Source organism: Leisingera sp. ANG49, assembly GCF_059694505.1.
In genome coordinates this window covers 638,032-654,951 of sequence record NZ_JCATZN010000003.1, presented here as the reverse complement: position 1 = coordinate 654,951, position 16,920 = coordinate 638,032, and the positions used below count along the sequence as shown (strand labels likewise).

General features: G+C 54.9%; 13 protein-coding genes and 1 pseudogene. 7 read left to right on the top strand and 7 right to left on the bottom strand.

The annotated features are described in order from the left end of the window. The first annotated feature begins 1 nt into the window (after window position 1). A complete protein-coding gene (locus AC58NV_RS13505) occupies window positions 2–1,558 on the top strand; it encodes a hypothetical protein (RefSeq protein WP_497227591.1) in 1,557 nt (518 codons plus the stop codon). A 368-nt stretch (window positions 1,559–1,926) separates the two neighbouring features. On the opposite strand, the gene AC58NV_RS13500 is transcribed toward AC58NV_RS13505, so the two are convergent. Continuing rightward, complete coding sequence (locus AC58NV_RS13500) at window positions 1,927–3,012, bottom strand: restriction endonuclease (RefSeq protein ID WP_497227590.1); 1,086 nt, start codon at window positions 3,010–3,012, stop codon at window positions 1,927–1,929. A 1,484-nt stretch (window positions 3,013–4,496) separates the two neighbouring features. Here AC58NV_RS13500 and AC58NV_RS13495 point away from each other — a divergent pair. Genes AC58NV_RS13495 through AC58NV_RS13475 form a run of 5 tightly spaced genes read left to right on the top strand, consistent with a single transcriptional unit; the run spans window position 4,497 to window position 10,418 of the window. Then, a complete protein-coding gene (locus AC58NV_RS13495; protein ID WP_497227589.1) occupies window positions 4,497–5,228 on the top strand; it encodes a TnsA endonuclease N-terminal domain-containing protein in 732 nt (243 codons plus the stop codon). After that, the gene (locus AC58NV_RS13490; RefSeq protein ID WP_497227588.1) at window positions 5,225–7,372 is read left to right on the top strand and encodes a TnsB C-terminal domain-containing protein; all 2,148 of its coding nucleotides are present in this window, start codon (window positions 5,225–5,227) and stop codon (window positions 7,370–7,372) included. The genes AC58NV_RS13495 and AC58NV_RS13490 overlap by 4 nt, the downstream gene beginning before the upstream one ends. Next, window positions 7,362–8,333, top strand: coding sequence for a TniB family NTP-binding protein (locus AC58NV_RS13485; RefSeq protein WP_497227587.1), 972 nt, complete (start codon window positions 7,362–7,364; stop codon window positions 8,331–8,333). Before AC58NV_RS13490 ends, AC58NV_RS13485 begins: the two co-directional genes overlap by 11 nt. Beyond that, window positions 8,330–10,213, top strand: coding sequence for a TniQ family protein (locus tag AC58NV_RS13480; protein WP_497227586.1), 1,884 nt, complete (start codon window positions 8,330–8,332; stop codon window positions 10,211–10,213). Before AC58NV_RS13485 ends, AC58NV_RS13480 begins: the two co-directional genes overlap by 4 nt. Then, window positions 10,206–10,418, top strand: coding sequence for a hypothetical protein (locus tag AC58NV_RS13475; protein WP_497227585.1), 213 nt, complete (start codon window positions 10,206–10,208; stop codon window positions 10,416–10,418). The genes AC58NV_RS13480 and AC58NV_RS13475 overlap by 8 nt, the downstream gene beginning before the upstream one ends. Before the next feature lie 133 nt (window positions 10,419–10,551). Here AC58NV_RS13475 and AC58NV_RS13470 read toward each other — a convergent pair whose 3' ends face one another. From AC58NV_RS13470 to AC58NV_RS13455, 4 genes are all read right to left on the bottom strand, one after another. Beyond that, on the bottom strand, window positions 10,552–10,836 hold the full coding sequence (locus AC58NV_RS13470) for a hypothetical protein (RefSeq protein ID WP_497227584.1): 285 nt from the start codon (window positions 10,834–10,836) through the stop codon (window positions 10,552–10,554). A 452-nt stretch (window positions 10,837–11,288) separates the two neighbouring features. Further along, window positions 11,289–12,188: a plasmid partitioning protein RepB C-terminal domain-containing protein gene (locus tag AC58NV_RS13465; RefSeq protein ID WP_497227583.1), complete on the bottom strand. Its 900-nt coding sequence runs from the start codon at window positions 12,186–12,188 to the stop codon at window positions 11,289–11,291. Next, window positions 12,185–13,087, bottom strand: a complete 903-nt coding sequence (locus AC58NV_RS13460; RefSeq protein ID WP_497227582.1) for a ParB/RepB/Spo0J family partition protein — start codon at window positions 13,085–13,087, stop codon at window positions 12,185–12,187. The genes AC58NV_RS13465 and AC58NV_RS13460 overlap by 4 nt, the downstream gene beginning before the upstream one ends. After that, window positions 13,084–14,643 (bottom strand): recombinase family protein, encoded by a 1,560-nt coding sequence (locus AC58NV_RS13455; RefSeq protein ID WP_497227581.1) that lies wholly within the window; start codon window positions 14,641–14,643, stop codon window positions 13,084–13,086. Before AC58NV_RS13455 ends, AC58NV_RS13460 begins: the two co-directional genes overlap by 4 nt. A gap of 88 nt (window positions 14,644–14,731) precedes the next feature. On the opposite strand from AC58NV_RS13455, the gene AC58NV_RS13450 reads away from it, so the two are divergent. After that, window positions 14,732–15,100, top strand: a complete 369-nt coding sequence (locus tag AC58NV_RS13450) for an XRE family transcriptional regulator (protein ID WP_495447356.1) — start codon at window positions 14,732–14,734, stop codon at window positions 15,098–15,100. A 620-nt stretch (window positions 15,101–15,720) separates the two neighbouring features. Here the strand turns inward: AC58NV_RS13450 and AC58NV_RS13445 are convergent. Both AC58NV_RS13445 and AC58NV_RS13440 read right to left on the bottom strand, forming a co-directional pair. Then, a pseudogene (locus AC58NV_RS13445) lies at window positions 15,721–15,969 on the bottom strand (transposase); the annotation flags it as partial. Between the two features lie 257 nt (window positions 15,970–16,226). Continuing rightward, a complete protein-coding gene (locus AC58NV_RS13440) occupies window positions 16,227–16,919 on the bottom strand; it encodes a TetR family transcriptional regulator C-terminal domain-containing protein (protein WP_497227580.1) in 693 nt (230 codons plus the stop codon). Between the last annotated feature and the right edge of the window lies 1 nt (window position 16,920).

Below are 16,920 nucleotides of genomic sequence, written 5' to 3'. Positions count from 1 at the left end.
AATGCGTGACCACTACCGAAAGAAGCTCAACAAGCTGTTGTCGCAGGCTGGCGATGAAGAGTTTATCCAACTCTTGTGGGCCACTCATATTCTACAAACAAAAAAACCCGATCCAGCGCGCAAGTTCATTCTGCCAGAAACCATTCCTGAAGGCGCAATCAGCGCGAGGATGCCAAGCGAATACTCGATCCATAAGTGGGAAATCGAGACACTGGCAAACGAGTTGATGACCGTTCCAAAGGCTAAACCGAAAAAAAAGGGGCCGATAAGAACATTACGCTGGGACCACTTTGGCGCTGCGACGGAATGTGTGAACTGGCTTCGGAAGCTGGAGAATGTCGAGTATCTTCTTCAGAAGAAGCGCGAAGACATATTCATAGAAATGGGGCGTATCGCAGCGCGTCAGTTTGACTGGCAGCGTGGATTTGTGAACATTCCACAGTTTTATCGCAACGCATTTGTTTACGGTCAGGGACCTTGTGCCGCGCAATTCGAGAAAGCACACGGAATCACGCTGAATCGATTTTCACAAATCGGGTTCATGCTCTTCGTATCGCTAGCCAACTTTCCGGTTGTGCGGAACGACAAGTCTTGGGTGGAAATGGGTGTCGAGTGGGAGGAAGTCGAAAGGGTCTTGGCGCTGATAGCAATGCCGTTTCCAAAGGCTGCGGCGCTGGCAAGAGACAGGCGACGCAAAACGATCCACACGGCAGACAAACCGAGCATTCTTCGGCAGGCCCCTTGTTTACGCTTCGGTGAAGGGGGCGAACGAGTTCGCGCGCCGTTGCCGGAACTCATCCTTGAGCGGGTCACGTCTGGCGTGTTCTATGATGTGGTGGGCGGCGGTGGGCTGATCCGCGACGACTACGGAAGACGGTTCGAAGACTATTGTGCACGGTACTTAGCTGAAGCATTGCCCGGTTTCGAATGGGAAAAAGAATTCAGTTACCGGAAGAAGCCGAATAGCCTCGATACCCCAGACATTCTTTGCAAGCAGAATGGAAGAGTTTCAGTAGCATTCGAGTGCAAAGCAACGCGAATGTCACAGGAAGCAATGTTTGGAATGAACCCCATTAAGGCACGAGGCTATCAAGACATAACGAAGGCTATTTTCCAGCTCTGGCGGTTCTTTTCACACTGCCGACGAGGCTATGTTAAAAGAGCTGTGAGCGACGACGCTGTTGGCGTCGTGCTTACGCTGGACAACTGGCTTGTGATGGCTGACACGCTGAGAACACAGGTTCTTGCCGGCGCGGAAAAGATGGCGCTTGAAAAGGATGCCGACATTTCTGAGTCGGACAGGAAACCTATCGTCTTTGTTGCCGTACCCGAATTAGAGCGCACACTTTCAGTTTCTACAGAAGCAACCTTTTTTCAGGCATTGAAAAAAACCAACACCGAAAAGTACTGGGGTTGGCGTTTGGATGGAGTGCACAACGATTTGGTTGCGGGTACAGGACACCCAAATCGGCGCTACCCGTTTGCCGGTGAACTTGGGAAACTACTCCCGTGGTGGGATGAACTTGGCGAAGAGCGAACCGATCGCTGCGATCACTAGCTATTGAATGCAAAGGAGGGACCAGGTGCGGACGCTAGCGCGCAAGTCAGCGACACGGGAAGAGTCTCCGACTATCAAGCCGTTAACGCACAATGGAACGCAGATTGAGCCATCCACCCCATCGGCTCTGTTAACCTAGCCATGATAGTTGGCTTGTCCAGCGAATGCCCGCTTCCCATCCTATGGGAGTAGGGTCTGTTTAGCTCCCCAAAGCCGCCGTTTGCAGCCCAGGGGCGCTCGCCGTTTCTCAACCCGGCGAAATAGACATTCGCTGAACCTCCTATCCTCGAAATTTTTTGGGCTATGAAGAGAAGTGCCGGTTCAATGTGGCAGGCTTAGATCCCTATTTGTCTAACAGGAGGCGCATGCTAAAGTACCTCGTATTTGAATGCGAAGTGTAGTTGTGTTCGCCCATTCTGCCTTACTCTGAGCTGTTTGCCTGGTAGGTTTGCATGGAAAATCTGGGCACAGCAAAAGTGATATCGATCATTCCAGTCTCCATCCTTAAGATAGTCTAAGCTTAGATCTAAGCGCCTTTCTGAGACGATAAGTTCTGCAGAAATGCCCGAGGTTGTCTCATCGTCATAAATCTCTGCTGACGTTGACACTTCACCTGGCTTCAGCTTTCGAAAGTAGTGTGGTCTCAGTTGAAATTTGTGCCAAAACATCCTTGCCTGAATGTCATAATTGAATACAACATCAATGCCATCAACTTTGCTTTTTGTTGTGAGTGACGTAGTTCGGACAGCATCCTGGCCGATTTTTATCGTCTCGTTGCTTGCGTCCTTGAGGCTTTCAACAGATCCGTAATACGCTTCAAGATCAAAAGGAAAATTTTTACTTAAACGTTTCTTTAAGTCGTCTTTGGAAATTGAATCGGACCTTGGAAAACAGAGAATATTGGCCTGATCTGCACACAGAATGAAAATGTCCGGCATTGCCAAGGCAAATGTGGTCGTTTCAACTTCAAATGAAGATAGCTTGAAGAGGGTCACTCCGAGAGCTTGCGCCTTGGCTATAGCGGGCTTTGTGAACCCGCTTGATGAGACAGCGAACACGTTGTCAAAACCCATGGAGTGCTTTCGGCCGAACAGCTCTTCAACCCACATGACATCTTGAATGCTGGCACGGTCACGACATTCCACGCAGGTCGTACGGCCGTTTGGTTCTTTGAGAAAAACGTCTATCTGACGCAGCCGTTGAGTGTGTGGGTCTCTAATCTTGGCGTTCCATGTCACTTCAACGCCTGTTTTTTCTACAGCTTCGAATACTCTCGCCACACGGCGTTCGAAATATGTCGCTTTACTTGAAACCGGCACTTTAATTTCCCGAAAAATTATTCGCCCTGAGGTAACATCATACAGATCCTTCGCGCATTCGCTTGCTTGCGATGGAAGTGGCTGCCCATTTTTTTTTATATGCGGCCAAGTGGCAGCAGAGCACAAGTCACTCACTTGATAGCCATTCGAATGTCGGTTTTAAAGTCGACGGCACAATTGGGTTGCACCTGCAGAGAAGGTCTGCTTCCCGCTCTGTCGAATGCTGCCTACGCGAAGCTTGTGCCACCTTCTGTCCGCTTCTGGCTGCGAACAGCCAAATGCGCCTGTAGCACCCAAGTCAGGCGACGACGACCGGTATGGGCTCGATTAGGTCATTTGCTGCGCATTGGCCGAGCAAGCAGATTAGTCACTGAACTGGTTGCGACACCATTCCAGTGTGATGAGGGAGCGAAACATCATCCAAGTGTAGGGTGCAGCGTTCAACTAGTTGCCGTAAGTTGACACCCGCATGGAACCCCATAAATTAGTCACAAAGGTTCCCCTCCGATGATAAGAACCCAAGGGGTTCTCCTAGACGGTAGTCGGAGGGGTCGTAACCTCCAAAAAGCGCAGTTAGATTGCCTTTCTGCTGCTTCGCCCCCCTCTGTCTGAAAGCACGTTATGCGGCGGCTTTGCGCAAGCTGCCGGTGCAGTTTTGTGGTGTGGAGAAAGCCGGGGCGGCTTGCGGAGGTAAGGCGTCTAAGAAACGCAGGGATGTTCACACTTCCGCTTCACTCCTGGCACGTTTGGTGGTCTCCCCAAGCGATTGGGAGGGTGAGGTGGTGGTGGAAGACTTTGATCTTTGTGGATAGAAGAGGCTGTTTGCCAATGAACGCCAAGCGCTCTAGCGAAGCTGTTGATAGTGCCCGTATCCACCCAGGCTTCCAATAGTCTTTTGCGTGACATTTTTGGCCGTGAGTGCCGGGGGAAAACTGTTAATCCTCTGGCTTTAAACATTTTTGACAGAGTGGAAGGTTTCATGCCATTGCGGATGGCTAAGGCTCCACAGCATCGCTGCGCCAAGTATTCATTGTAGAGATCTAGCACGAAATCGATACCTGCAATAGCCAAGAGCTTTCGGGTCAATACAGGCGTTATCCCGAAGCGCAGCGCCAGCTCTCTTAGGTTGGAACACTCAAAATAAGCGTTACGGACTTCACGGTAAGTGACGGGTGTCCACTTGAAAGGTGTCATGCTGACGAAGGCAAAAGCACTTCCGTGATACTTCGCTCCAAAAACGCGGCTCAATGTCTGTCACTCCACATCCACACGGTTTGGGACCGGTATATCGCTTAATGAATGCATAGTTCAAAGATTCGAGGCATGCGATGTAAATATCTGAAAATAAATAATAATTTGAAACTACGTGAGTGCCTTGCTATCGCTTCCGGTACTGGATTCGACCGGAGGATGGCGCATATGACTTAGAACCTGACACTCCCAGAAACGGGAAAGGCCCCTCAGGGCGGCAACCCTGCGAGGCCTTTGAAATCCGTGTCGATTGATGCCGACACGCTTTCTTCACCCGACATCGCCGCAGAGTCAACCTTCCTGTCGCCAAATTGAGGCGACGGGCCGGGAAAACTTTGCCTCAGACCAAAGTCAAAGAAGGGAGCGCCATGCTCAGCTTCTCCGCAGTCATGGCCACATCAAACATGAAAGATGATATCGATCTAATGGAGGGCCTGAACTCTCCGTTTCCCAGCCGCGCATCACGCCGCATTGCGAAACGCTCGAAGGCAAGCTCGCGCGGCGGCGTTGTCGTGCATCTGCCTGGCCAGAACCGGCCAAGGATCATCCAATTTGAAAGTAAGCTGGAGCAGCGGGTTTTGTTTCTTCTGTTAGCAAACGCTGCTGTCAGAGACATTCGTGAACAGCCTGAACCTTTCAAATACGCCGGATCAGACGGGCGGCGAAGATACCATTTCTTCGACTTTCTGGTGGTTCTTGCAAGCGGCCGCACCATTGCTGTCGCGGTAAAGCCCATGGCCCGCGTCAGGAAAACACGGTTCCTGGCGGAGCTCGAAGACATTCGGGCGGCGATGACAAGCAAGTTTGCAGACGATGTGGTTCTGATCACCGACCAGGATTTCACGAAGGCGGAGGCTTTGAACGCAGAGCGCTTCAATGCCTTTGCCCGGACCCGTAACACCGCTTTGCAGCGTCAGCTTGCTGAGCTTGCCGCCTCAATCAGGTTTCCCATGACAGTGGCGGAACTCCAGAGACGGCTTGGGGCAGGAGCTGAGGGCTTCAAAGCAATTTTTCTAGCGATCTTTGATGGCGATTTGAGCGCCGACAAAACGCAGGAAATCGATCTTTCAACCATTGTGAACCTGGGAGAATGCTCATGAGCAATCGGATGCGTGTCACCTCATACGACAGGTTGGGCAACGGCGGGCTGTTCCTTCGACTCCGGAACGAAACGGACACAGGCTACGTCTTCAAAAATGTGGATGGGGCAGAAGGGGAGACCTATTTCAGTTTCGAGGAATTCGAAGGCCTTCTTTCGAAACCAGATGTGACCTTTGAGCCGGGATACTTTCTCATTGGGCAAATCGACGCCCGAATGAATGCGGGTTTGGAGGCTTCTGGTCCTTTGCGGCAGGATGTCCAGGATCATGTTGTTTGGCGGTTTATCTGGGTCTCAGTTGCCATGCATTTTCTGGTCAAAGAAGGCATGACTAAGACAGACAAGTCGATTGCCAAGTTCATGCCGCAAATGGAGGCGCACGTGAACGCTCTTGCGCGGGCGGCCCAACGGAAATGGAAAGCTCCTCGCGCCGGGCGAAAAAGCATGTTTCGCGATCCGCCTTCTACAAGGACCCTGCGCACCTGGTTCAAAAGGTACGAGAAGGGCGACTATTCATACTTGGCACTTGTGCCCCGTACTCACCGATCAGGCAACAGAGACAACCGGTTTTGCCTGGCTGCAACACGGCTGCTTGGCGATTGTATTTCAGCCTATCTGACCCGGCAGCGGTTATCCAAGAAGCAAGTTGCGGACCTATGCAAAACACGCTTCCAGAAGGCCAATACTGCTCGTGAGGCTGAGGGCAAGTCTGCTTTGCGAGTGCCATCCCGCCGGGCGGTCGAACGTGCAATAAAAAAGCTCGATCCGTACTTCACATTTGTTCAGCGGCATGGAGTTGATGCGGCCAATCGGAAGTTTGCGGTCTACGAGACGGGTATTTCCGCAAGCTATCCCATGGAACGGGTCGAGATTGACGAGTGGAAAGTCGATCTAATATCAATTCTGGCTGAACGTGGCGCTCTGGACCATCTCTCTGATGAAGAATTGGCGCAGCTGGATCGGGGACGCAGATGGCTATATCTCGCTATTGATTGTGCGACACGCTGTGTCGTGGGGATGCGGCTGGCAACAACGCCAAATAGCGAAGATGCCTATGCCCTTTTGCGCGACATCACCCGGGACAAAACCGAGATCGCTACTGCCGCTGGATGCAAATCGACCTGGCATCATTTTGGAGGCCTGGGAACAGTTTGCACCGACAACGGCGCGGCTTTCATGGATGATCTTTTTCAGTTCGCCATTTTGGAGGCCCATGGGAACCCGGACGCTCCCCCGACTGGTTTGCCCCACCTGCGCGGGCGGGTGGAACGGATTTTTGGAACGTTCGGAACATCTCTGATGCCGCATTTGGCGGGACGCACATACTCGAACAGTATGGAGCGCGGTGACTACCCGTCTGAACATCTCGCCTCGCTGAACGATGAGGCCCTTATGCAAATCCTCACGCTCTATGTCGTGGATGTCTATCACAACACGCCGCATCGCGGGTTGAACGGGGAAACGCCGAACAATTGCTGGGACCGGCTGAGCAAGCAAATTGGGGTAGTCCCGAAACTTGCGGAGACCACACGCCGCCGGGCCTTCGGGCAGCGGGATCGCCGCACTGTCACTGGCCGGGGAGTAGAGAAGTTTGGCATCGATTACGCCTGTCCCGCTCTCCAGCATGTCTTTCTTCATAGCCATGAGCGTGATGTGGACATCCGGTTCAGTCTCGAAGACTTGGGGTGGATTTTGGTCTGCGTTGACGGCAAGTGGCATCCAGCCCGCGCACTTCAGAAATGCTTTGAAGGCGTGTCCTTCGAGGAGTGGCAGCGGACTGCTCGTGAGTTGCGTTTGCGGCATAGGGCCGAGGCGCAGTTGAACGAGACGGTTGTTGCGCAAGCCCTCTCCAAGATCATCGAAATCAATGCATGCGAACAGGCGCGGTTTGGCAATGTCTTGAAGGCGCAGACCCCTGCCGGGCTGAAGCGGGCACGCGATGACCTGTTCGTAGGCTTGTCGATAATTCCAGAAAAGAGTGAGGAAGACCTCGATCTGCCACCCGATCCAGACCTGTTTGGACATGTCGTGCCCTACAGCGGCGCGAGTGAACAGCATAGTGCCTCCGGGAGCCCGGCTGACGAAAGCGACGCTTCCATTCAGAGCAAACGGCCCACCCGCTGGAGGTTCGACGATGACACATGATCACAAGCTGCCGCGCGGCGAAGAACTGCATCTTCTTCTCGCTCGGCTACGGGCCGAATTTGTGTGCCACAGCGGGTTTGAACAGCTTTCGGAGACGTTTCACCGGCAACTGATGCACCGCCGCGCATCTATCAAGCTTGGCACCAAAGAGGAGGCAGAATGCATAGCGGTTGTCGGAGCACCGGGCAGCGGGAAGACCACTGCAGTTGATCGTCTTTTCGAAAAGTGCTCGGGTCTTGTGCTGCCCCAATCAGGATCAGAAATCGCTGAAGTGATCTGTATGCGGATCCCATCCCCTGCAACACTGAAGCATGTCGGAACAGCTCTTCTGCATGCATTGGGATATCCGCTTACACGGGATCGCCCTACTGCATTCATCTGGGAGCAAGTCCGCCATCTCCTGCGGCAAAGGCAAACGCTCTTTCTTCACCTCGATGAAGCGCAGGATCTGCATGCGACCAAGGGCGCTACTGTACGCATCGATGTGGTGAACACACTCAAGTCACTGATGAACGACAAGGACTGGCCCGTTGGGCTGGTTCTATCCGGCACGCCGGAACTCGTCGAGATGATCAACTCTGACCACCAGTTTGCGCGGCGGGCGCATGTTGTCAGCCTGAGTGCAATTTCCTGGGAAGCAGACCACGAAGACCTGCGCCCGATTCTTGGGCAGTACACTGAGAAAGCGGAGCTGTCCTTTCCTCCGGATCTTGATCTCTCAGATTTCGAACGGCGTCTCATTCACGCAGGTGCCAACGAGTTTGGGCTGACTTTGAAGATGTTCCTAATGGGCATTGAAGAGGCTTTGCTTGACGGAAGCTTCGAACTCAGGCGGGCGCATTTCGCGGATGTCTATCATCGGAAAGCAGGGTGTATTCCAGCGTTTAATCCCTTTGTGGCTGAGGATTACTGGACAATTGATTCACGTAAACTTTGGGGTGCAGGAGGCTTAGAGAAATGAGGAGGCTGGAAAGAAAGCGAGCGCCAGATCTGTTTTTTCCGATCCTGAACGATGAAACGGCCACCTCCTATGCTTCCAGGCTCAGCGGCTATTGCGGCTTGGATTCGCCTACAGATCTGTCTCTGGACCTGGGCTTTCGCTGGCAGGATTTCATCCGGGGCGATGAAACCTGCATGATGCGGCTGGCGCAGGTGACTGGAATGGACAAGGACGTTCTTCTGGCTCAGGCGGTCCGGACAATTGCGCGGGGGCGCTTTCTGGTCTCCGGCCAGGTATGTGCGCGGGGTGTCTTTGTCAGGTCACGCCTTCGGGTGTGCCCTCGTTGCATTGTCGCTGATCAGGAGCAGAACGGCCGTCTGGGGCGCTACAGGCGTCCCATTTGGCAGTTCACTTCTGTCAGGTCCTGTCCGGTCCACCACGTGGCACTGATCTCCCTGCCCGCTGAAAAATACACAATTGGCAACTATGATTTCCTGGGCCAGACAGAGAAGCATATCGGCAGGATACATCAAGCTGCCTATAGCGATGACAGACTCGCGTTCACGGGGCTGGAAGCCTATCTGGAGCAGCGTCTGAATGGGAAAAGGACAGATCCCTTTCTCGACGCCATGCCTATCCACCTTGCGATGCGGCTCTGCGAAATGCTTGGTTTCGTCCTGGCCTTTGGCCCGGACAGGAAGGTATCGGAAGCCAGTGAGGCCGATATGTCTGTTGCGGGCGAACATGGGTTTCAGGCCCTGCAATATGGCGAAGAGGGCCTTTTTCGGGCACTGGATACGCTTGTGTCTCCGATCTCGCGCCGCACGGTACGCCATCAGAAGGATTTTGGTGCCTTTTTTGAGTGGATGCGGAACGCGTCCCTGGGGCCTGAGTTTGAAGGGCTGAAGGACAAGGTGCGTGCCTATATCTTCCGGAACTATCCGTTTCGGGAGGGCGATACAGTTCTGGGACAGCCGTCGCCGTCACCTTTTGTCTATTCGATCAACGGGGCTTGCCGGCAGCTCAAAATGGAAAGACAGCGCATGAACCGGTTTCTGCTCGAAACCGGCGAAGCCGTTGTTGACCGCGCGGCTCAGGAGGTTTGGCTTAAAGACAAGATTTCAGCAGCTGAGCTGAAGCGCCTTAAATGTGAGATGTCGGGGCGGTTGTCTGCTGATGCTGCCGCGCAAACACTCAGGATTGGCATCGACCTGCTCTCAGATCTCCGCGGGGCTGGGTATTTGGCACCAGTCACGGATGCATTGAACCGGAGGCCGAAATTCCGCAAGGCGGAACTCGAAGCCTTTGCCGCTGGCTTGCTTTCAGGCGCGGCGGATACGGCACCGGTTGCAACGGATACCGTGTCTCTCGTCAGTGCCGCCATGCGCGTGCGGTGCCGCAGCGTGGATATCGTGGAGCTGGTGCAGGCGGGCCGCCTGAAGACCTATGATTTGGGAGGCGGCAAGTTCGGGTTCGATAGAGTGGGCGTCTCACTCACAGAATTGAAAACTGTTCTGCCCCCTTTGGAGATGGCTGCGTTCCCAAAGGGGGAGGCTGCCCGAAGGCTGCATGTGACTTATCAGACGATCAATTATCTTGAGCAGCACGGGATGCTGACGCTGCAGCGCCTGAGAAACCCCAGGTCACGTCAGTTCCTGGAAGCCGTGACCGAGACAAGCCTTGAGCAATTCGAAAGCACCTATGTGACTTTGGGTCAGCTTGCGAGGCTGAACCGCCGTACACCCGGGCCGCTCAAATCGCAGCTGGAAACCAAAGGCATTTGCCCGGCCGACGTGCCAGCGGGGATCAGCTGCTACTACGACAGATACAGCACAGGGTTTCGGCTCAAACAATTCGGTCTCACAGTGCCATGCGAGCGAGGAGGAAAAAGACATGACTGAAGATCTGACCGACGAAGAACTGGCTGATGATAGGGAAGCGCAGCTAAGATTGATCACCGATGCCTATCAGCGCGGCGGCGGCGATTTTGAAGTAGACCAGGTGCTCGCGCAGGTGTGCTGGGTGCGGCGTATGAAACGGCAGGGGATGTTTGAAGTTTTTCCGGATGTTCCCGAAGGGGAGGACGACGCTGACGGGGCAGGCTGACTCAACCGGAGATCGGTTCACATAACACCCGTTCAGCGGCGTTCGCCTTTCGTTGCACCGGCTCCAAACATCCGGAAGTTGCAGGAAACCGGGCGCCGTCTCCATCGGCAGGCGCCCGGAAAGCGTTGCGGCCCTAGACCTCTTCGCCGCCGCCGTGTTCTGCAAGCGAGCTGCTCAGCGCTTCAAGCAGAAGCTGCTCCAAACGGTAAGGCATCTCATCGACACTCCAGGCGCGCCGCGAATCCGGCCAGAGCCGGTCAAAGAGTTCCTCGGCCAAAACCACATATGAGACCCGCCCGCCATGGCGAAGGAAGGTGGGGCCCTTGTCGGCTTGCTTCGTCAGGCTGACGGCATTGTACTGGAGCGTTTCGATGTCGAAACGTTTGCCTTGAATGGGTGGAAGACCGGCAGGTTTCATGTGTTTTCCTTTCATGCGCGCAAGTCACTTGCCACGGAGCTTTCCGTGTTGAGCGCGGCAGGATGGAAAACAGTCAGATCATAGGTTCTGGTAGCACAGCTGTTTTGCTCTGTCATCTCCGAGGCAGGAATTCAGTATCCGGCCATTTGGTGTGCCGGCCCCTCTGTCCGCAATGCGGGACAATACCGGACTTATTTATTGCCCGCGCTCCTGCCGCAGATGCGCTGTCAGGACTGATCCGCACTGAAGTGCCTGCGCGCGTCATGTTCAGAACTTGAGGCGCGCAGGCATCTCTCGAAATTTGCCAGGCATCTGGCCCGGCGTGGCGGGCTCAAACGGGTTCGCCGCCATTTCCGCCGCCGCGCTTGATCCGCCCCGCCGTGCGGCGTCTCCTGCGGTCCCCGCGCTTGATGGGTCCGGGTCCCCGGAATGCAGCCGGCCGGCCGCACAGGTTAAGACGCAAGTGCACCCGTTTCCGTTATCTTCTCAAACTCCGGCAGGAACTCTTCATGATGCTGCGACAGGTATCTTGCGATCCGCGCATTGCTCAGCAGTTTTGAAATGTACCCGCGGGCCAAAACAAGATCGAGATGATCCGCGCCGTAGCTTTCCTCGACCAAGCGGACCTCGCGCTCCAGATTGGCGGACTCGCGTTCCATGAGGTCGAGCTGCTCCCGGGAGATGCCCTTAATTTTCTTCGGTGCGGCCTCCGCCACAAGCTGCCTGTCAGGTGTTGCCGCCAAAAGGGAGCGTACGTAATTGATCGTGTACTTGTTCATCGCCACCATCAGCCTGGCAGCCTCGATCTGGCGCAGCGGCTTCATTTTCTTGAGCACCCGGAAACTGGTAAGGGCAACCTGCTTGTCTTTCAGAAGTTCGGCGGCCTCTTCGCAGATCCCGTCCAGAAGACGTCTCTTTTCCTGAAGGGTTTTAAGATTGATATTGAGGGCCCGCGCCAGACGGTCTTCGGGGACGCCTAGTGTCAATGCGCGCAGGATCATTTTATGCTCCTGGATTGTTGCCAGGCGGCTGATCCGATTGTTGTAGGTGAAGGCCTCGTCATCTGTGGAAACGAGGCATTTTGCTGCCGTCTGACCGTGGTCTTTCAGCACTTCGAGCCTCAGGTGCCCATCCAGTAACGTAAAGGCACGCGGATCCTGCCGGTCGCGCGCAACAACAATGGGCTCGACCAGCCCGGTTTCCAGAATGGTGGTCGCGATCTGTTTGTATTTGACGGTGGCTTTCTTCTGAGGCGTAACAAGATAGAGCGGTGCGATTTGGGCAAACGGTATATGCAGCAGCTTGCGTTCAAAAGCTGCGGCGACGGTCTGTTCTTCGTCTTTCGGTGTCATGCAGTAGTTCCTTCTGCCCGTGTCAGCCGGTCTGCGATTGTCTTCGGAATGTTTGCCAAACCCTCGGCGCGCAGCAGAGTGACGAAATTCTCATCGGATAGAAGAGTCTTTAGCGACTGCATGAGGAACAGCATTTCGCTTCGGGTTGCGCTCGCTTTGCGCAGCAGCATCTTCTTCTTTTCAACGTCGTTCTGGTAGGTTTTGAGCAGGCTTTCGACGGACAGGCTCTTTCGCGATTTTCTTTCAGCCGTTGCCCGCCCTTTGCCATGCAGCTGCCGGGCTTCGACGAGACGTTTTGCGGCCATAAGGCGGCTGCCGCGCAGGAGGTTCTTTTCATAGGCCTGCCTGAGAACGGTCTGCACGCCGACTTCATCAGCTTCGGCAATGTCAACGGCAACACTGACCGGGATTTTCCCGCTCTCCACTGCACGAAGCAAACGATGCTCCTGGCTCTCAAGCAGCCGGAGGACGCCATGCACGTATTTTCTTGAGAGCTGCGTTTTTCCCGCAATTTCACGTTCGGTGTAGCCGCTGTCCTTGAGGCGCCTGATATCTCTCAGCAGGTCCAGAGAGTGATGCTTCCTGCGTGCCAGGTTTTCAACCAGGCTCATGACAAGGCAATCTTCGCTGCTGGCAGTGATAACGACAGCAGGAATTTTCTTTTGCCCTAAAGCCTTGAAAGCCTCCAGTCGGCCCTGGCCGCATACCAGCTCATAAGCAGGCGGCTCATCAGGCCCGGTCTCGCGTGCAGCAACTGTTATTGGCCGTTTCAGGCCTAGTTCGGCGATATTGGCGACGATCTCATCGAATACCTTTTGATTGCGCACCCGCGGATTGATCACCGTAACCGCGTCGACCGGGATCAGTTCCGTGTGCTCTTCCTGCGGGCTGATCATCATGCGGCCTCCTGAACCGGAGAGCGCGAGGCCATGCGGAAGAAATGCTCGAGATCGCCGAACCGGTAGGCGTCAAGGGACAGGCCATTGCTTTCCGAAAAGCGCAGCTTTGGAAGGGTAATGTCAAACATCGGCAGCAGGTAGAAATCGAGCGGTGCGTCATTTGCCTGATCCATGCGCGCAACAATGGTTAGGTCCGGAACCAAACCGGTATCCAGCCGGATAATCCAGCGAAATGCGCCAGCGCTGGTCTGTCTGCACCTGGCAATAACAAGTGATGCGGAAAACTCTCCGTTTACCGTCAGCAGGCCGGTTTTTCCGTCATGTTCAACATGCCCGCCAGCGGCCTCAACCCCGCCGGCAACGTCACGCAGGATGTTCGAATGGACTTTTCGGAGCCGCTTGTTGATCTCTATGTACCTGTAGTCCCTATCCGGCGTGAAGCCGACCAGCTTGTAGGCGCGCAAGAGGCTGCCGAACCTGCTTTGGTACGCGCCGCTGGACGGCAAGCCCGGGGCTTCGTTTATAACAATTCCGGACAGAAACCCGTGAGTCTGAAGAGCATCCCGCAGCCCGTTCAGCATTTCCTCATCTGAATACCGCTGCACTCTTGAAGCAATAATTGCACCGGCAGCGGCAAACAGGCCGGCGTCAACGATGGCTTCAAATACACCGGCAGCCCGCACCCAGTCACCCGGGTCATTGCGCACATGGCGCTTCTTCAGCTTGAAGGAATTGCGGTTCCAGAGATTGTTGCCAATGTATTTCTCATTGGTGAGCAGCTGGCGGATGACCGGCGGCGTCCACTCGCGGCCCAGATCTGTTCTGATGCCGCGCGCGTTCAGATCTGCTGCGATTTCTCTTTCGGACCGGCCGTGATCCACGAAGTTCCGGAATATCTGATTTACGATGGCGACTTCTTCTTCAGGCCCCGGCACCAGAGTCACACGGTCTGTCTGAATACTCTTGTGCTCGCCGCGCCGCAAAATCCCCTTTTGGCGGCCGCTTTCATCAATCAGCATGCGCCGCAGGCCGAAGCCAGGCGTGCCGCCCTGGCGGAAGCCGAGTTCAATCAGGCGGCTCTGGCCGGCAAAGACCTTCTGCGAAAGCTCTCTGCTGTATTCGCCGGCCATCGCCCGTTTGACGCCTTTGACGATGGTTGAAACAGGACTGCCATCGTTTTCAAACTGCTCAGCGCAGTACTCCACCGATATGCCAGCCCGCTTGCAGATGTATTCGTAGTAAGCACTCTCGTCAGCGTCCTGGAAACGGCCCCAGCGGCTGACGTCATACACAAGCACTGTCCTGAATTGTGCCTGGCCAGCCTCGATGTCTTCGATGAGCCGGGTCAGGCCGCTCCGGCCTTCGATGCGTAAACCGCTTTTGCCCGCATCCGAGTAGGTTTTCACGATCTGATAGCCCCGCTCATCGGCGTAACGTGCGATGGCATCCGACTGGTTTTCGGTCGAGTAGCGCTGATGCTCAGGCGACATGCGAACATATTGTGCAGCAGTTTTGAGCCGTCTGTCCCTGTTGCGGTCGTCGTTTGGCCAACTCAATGCTCTGGCCCTCCGTTTCTCAAGTTCGCAAATCTGCGCAAATGATCCGCGATTCCTTCCCCAGTTGTAGCGGCAGAGGACCGGAAACATGTTTCATAAAACGGGCAACACGTTTCATCGGACGGGCCAAGGGGCAGTTTCTTCGGCAGAATACCGGGAGGCAATCAGCACTGCATTGTCTCAAGAATTGGGTGGTGCGGGCCGGGCTGCTAAAACCATGATCAGATGGACGGATGTGAGCGAACGTACTGCAAAGAACTGGATATCGGGCTCATACGGGCCGGCAGGCGAACACCTGATCGAACTGATGAGGCATTCAGATACTGTCCTCGCCGTGGTTCTGGAACTTGCAGGACGGAAAGAGGCTCTTTCCTCGGAGCGCATCAAGCTTGTCAGGCAAGAACTGGCAGACGTTCTGAGCAGCTTGGATGAGATTTGCGGGCCCAGCGAAACTTAAACCGCAACTCTGGAAGCCAATGGAAACCGAACCAGCGCCTTGCTCGATGGAAAAGCTATGAGTCGCAAAAGGTAACTCTGCTGCGTCGCCTGAAAATATTTCCCTTTAAAATCAATCGGCCAAGTTCTCCAAAAAGGAAAAACTATGTGTCGCCCGACACAAATGTCAGGCGACACATAGTTTTGCCTTTTACAACAGAACCTTTCCATTCTTGAGGCTCGAGCATTTCCGTGCATGTCTCCTGTTGTGATCGATCTGACTGTCCTTCCGAATAATCAGGGCTGATTTGCAGGCCAGACGCCGAAGGCGCCTGTTCCTGCTGATCTGCCACGTGGCGAACGCGGGAGGGGGCGAGGCAATGCTATTCGACAGGGTTGGTGCGGCCCGCAGGCGCAGCCGAGGACACGGCCCTGTCTAAAAGGATTGCCCGAGGGGGGCGTGAACGGCTGACCTCCGAGACAGCGGCCCTTCACCTGTTCGGGCTTGAACTAGCAGTGATCGGCCATCAGTTTGTCGGCTCCAGCTTTCCGTCTCATCTTAACTCCTTGACGGGTCAGATGAGCCAGAAACCTTCCGTTATGCAAATCCCTCGATCAGACCCACAGGTGCTGATGTCAGACATCAGTAGCCAGCCCAGCCATCATCCGCGCGAAGACGCCTTCCTCGCTCCACTGCTTCCACCGGCTGTACAGCGTCTCGTGCGAGCCGTAGGCTTCCGGAGCATTTCTCCAGCGCAACCCATTGCGATTGATGAAAATAGTCCTACTCAGCACCCGTCTGTTATCGACCCGTGGTTTACAGTGCGACTTCTGGAGGAAAGGGGCAAGCTTGGCCGTCTGCTCGTCGGTCAGCCAGTAAAGGTCGCTCATGTCACCGTTCCGGTTTCCGAGCCGTGAATCACGCAGCGCGCTGAAAACCAATGCCTCCTGACCCTAAAACCGCAATTCTGACAGCCCATGGAAACCGACCCGGCGCCCTGTCCATTGGAAAACTAGGAGATGCAAACGGTAACTCGGCTGCAATATCCGTGCCGGAGACGAACGCAGGATCCGTCAATCAGCCGCAAACGCTCATTCTTCGATCGCCCTGTTTGCAATTTTAGGGGCTTGCAGGGCTTTTAACTGGCTCAACCGCCAGCCTTTACCTGAAACGCCTTCGCATGGCCTGGAAACAGTGTTTGCAGGAAATGCAACGTTTGCTCCAGCGCCCCTTCGCGGCTGTAAATGTGCGGAAACAGATGCAGCTTTTGCCAGTAGCCGTCAGTCAGCGAGTCAATCCAGCCTCCTGCCATTTCCGCCTTGCCAGGATTGTCCGGTGCAAGCTGGTGGCAGATTCCGCTGAGCATCTTGGACCGTATCTCCTCATACTCGCTGGTAATCTCGGCATACTGCGGGACGAAATTCTGCTCTCCGAAGAATGCAAACCAGATGGCGAGCGCGCTTGGGTTGCAAATCTTGGGGCTGAAATCCGCCTCGATGATCGTGCGCAGCCGGGCCGCGGGATCCTCAGGCGCCTTGTCCAGCGCAGCCTGCCAGTGCGCCTCATACGTCTGGTACTGGTCGCGCAGCGCCTCAGTCAGGATGCCGGTCTTGGACTTGAAGTAGAAGACGGCGACGCCCTGGGAAAGTCCGGCCTCAGTGGCCACCGTGGCCAGCGTCGTCTTTGCCAAGCCGTTGGCAACAATGGATTTCAGCGTTGCATCCAGAATTTGCCGCCGCCGCATGTCGGCGTTTTCTTTGCGTTCCTTGCGCGGCTTCCTGCCGCTGCCCTGCGATGCCACCATGAGAAATCCAAGCTTCAATTTTCCTCCTTGTTCCACA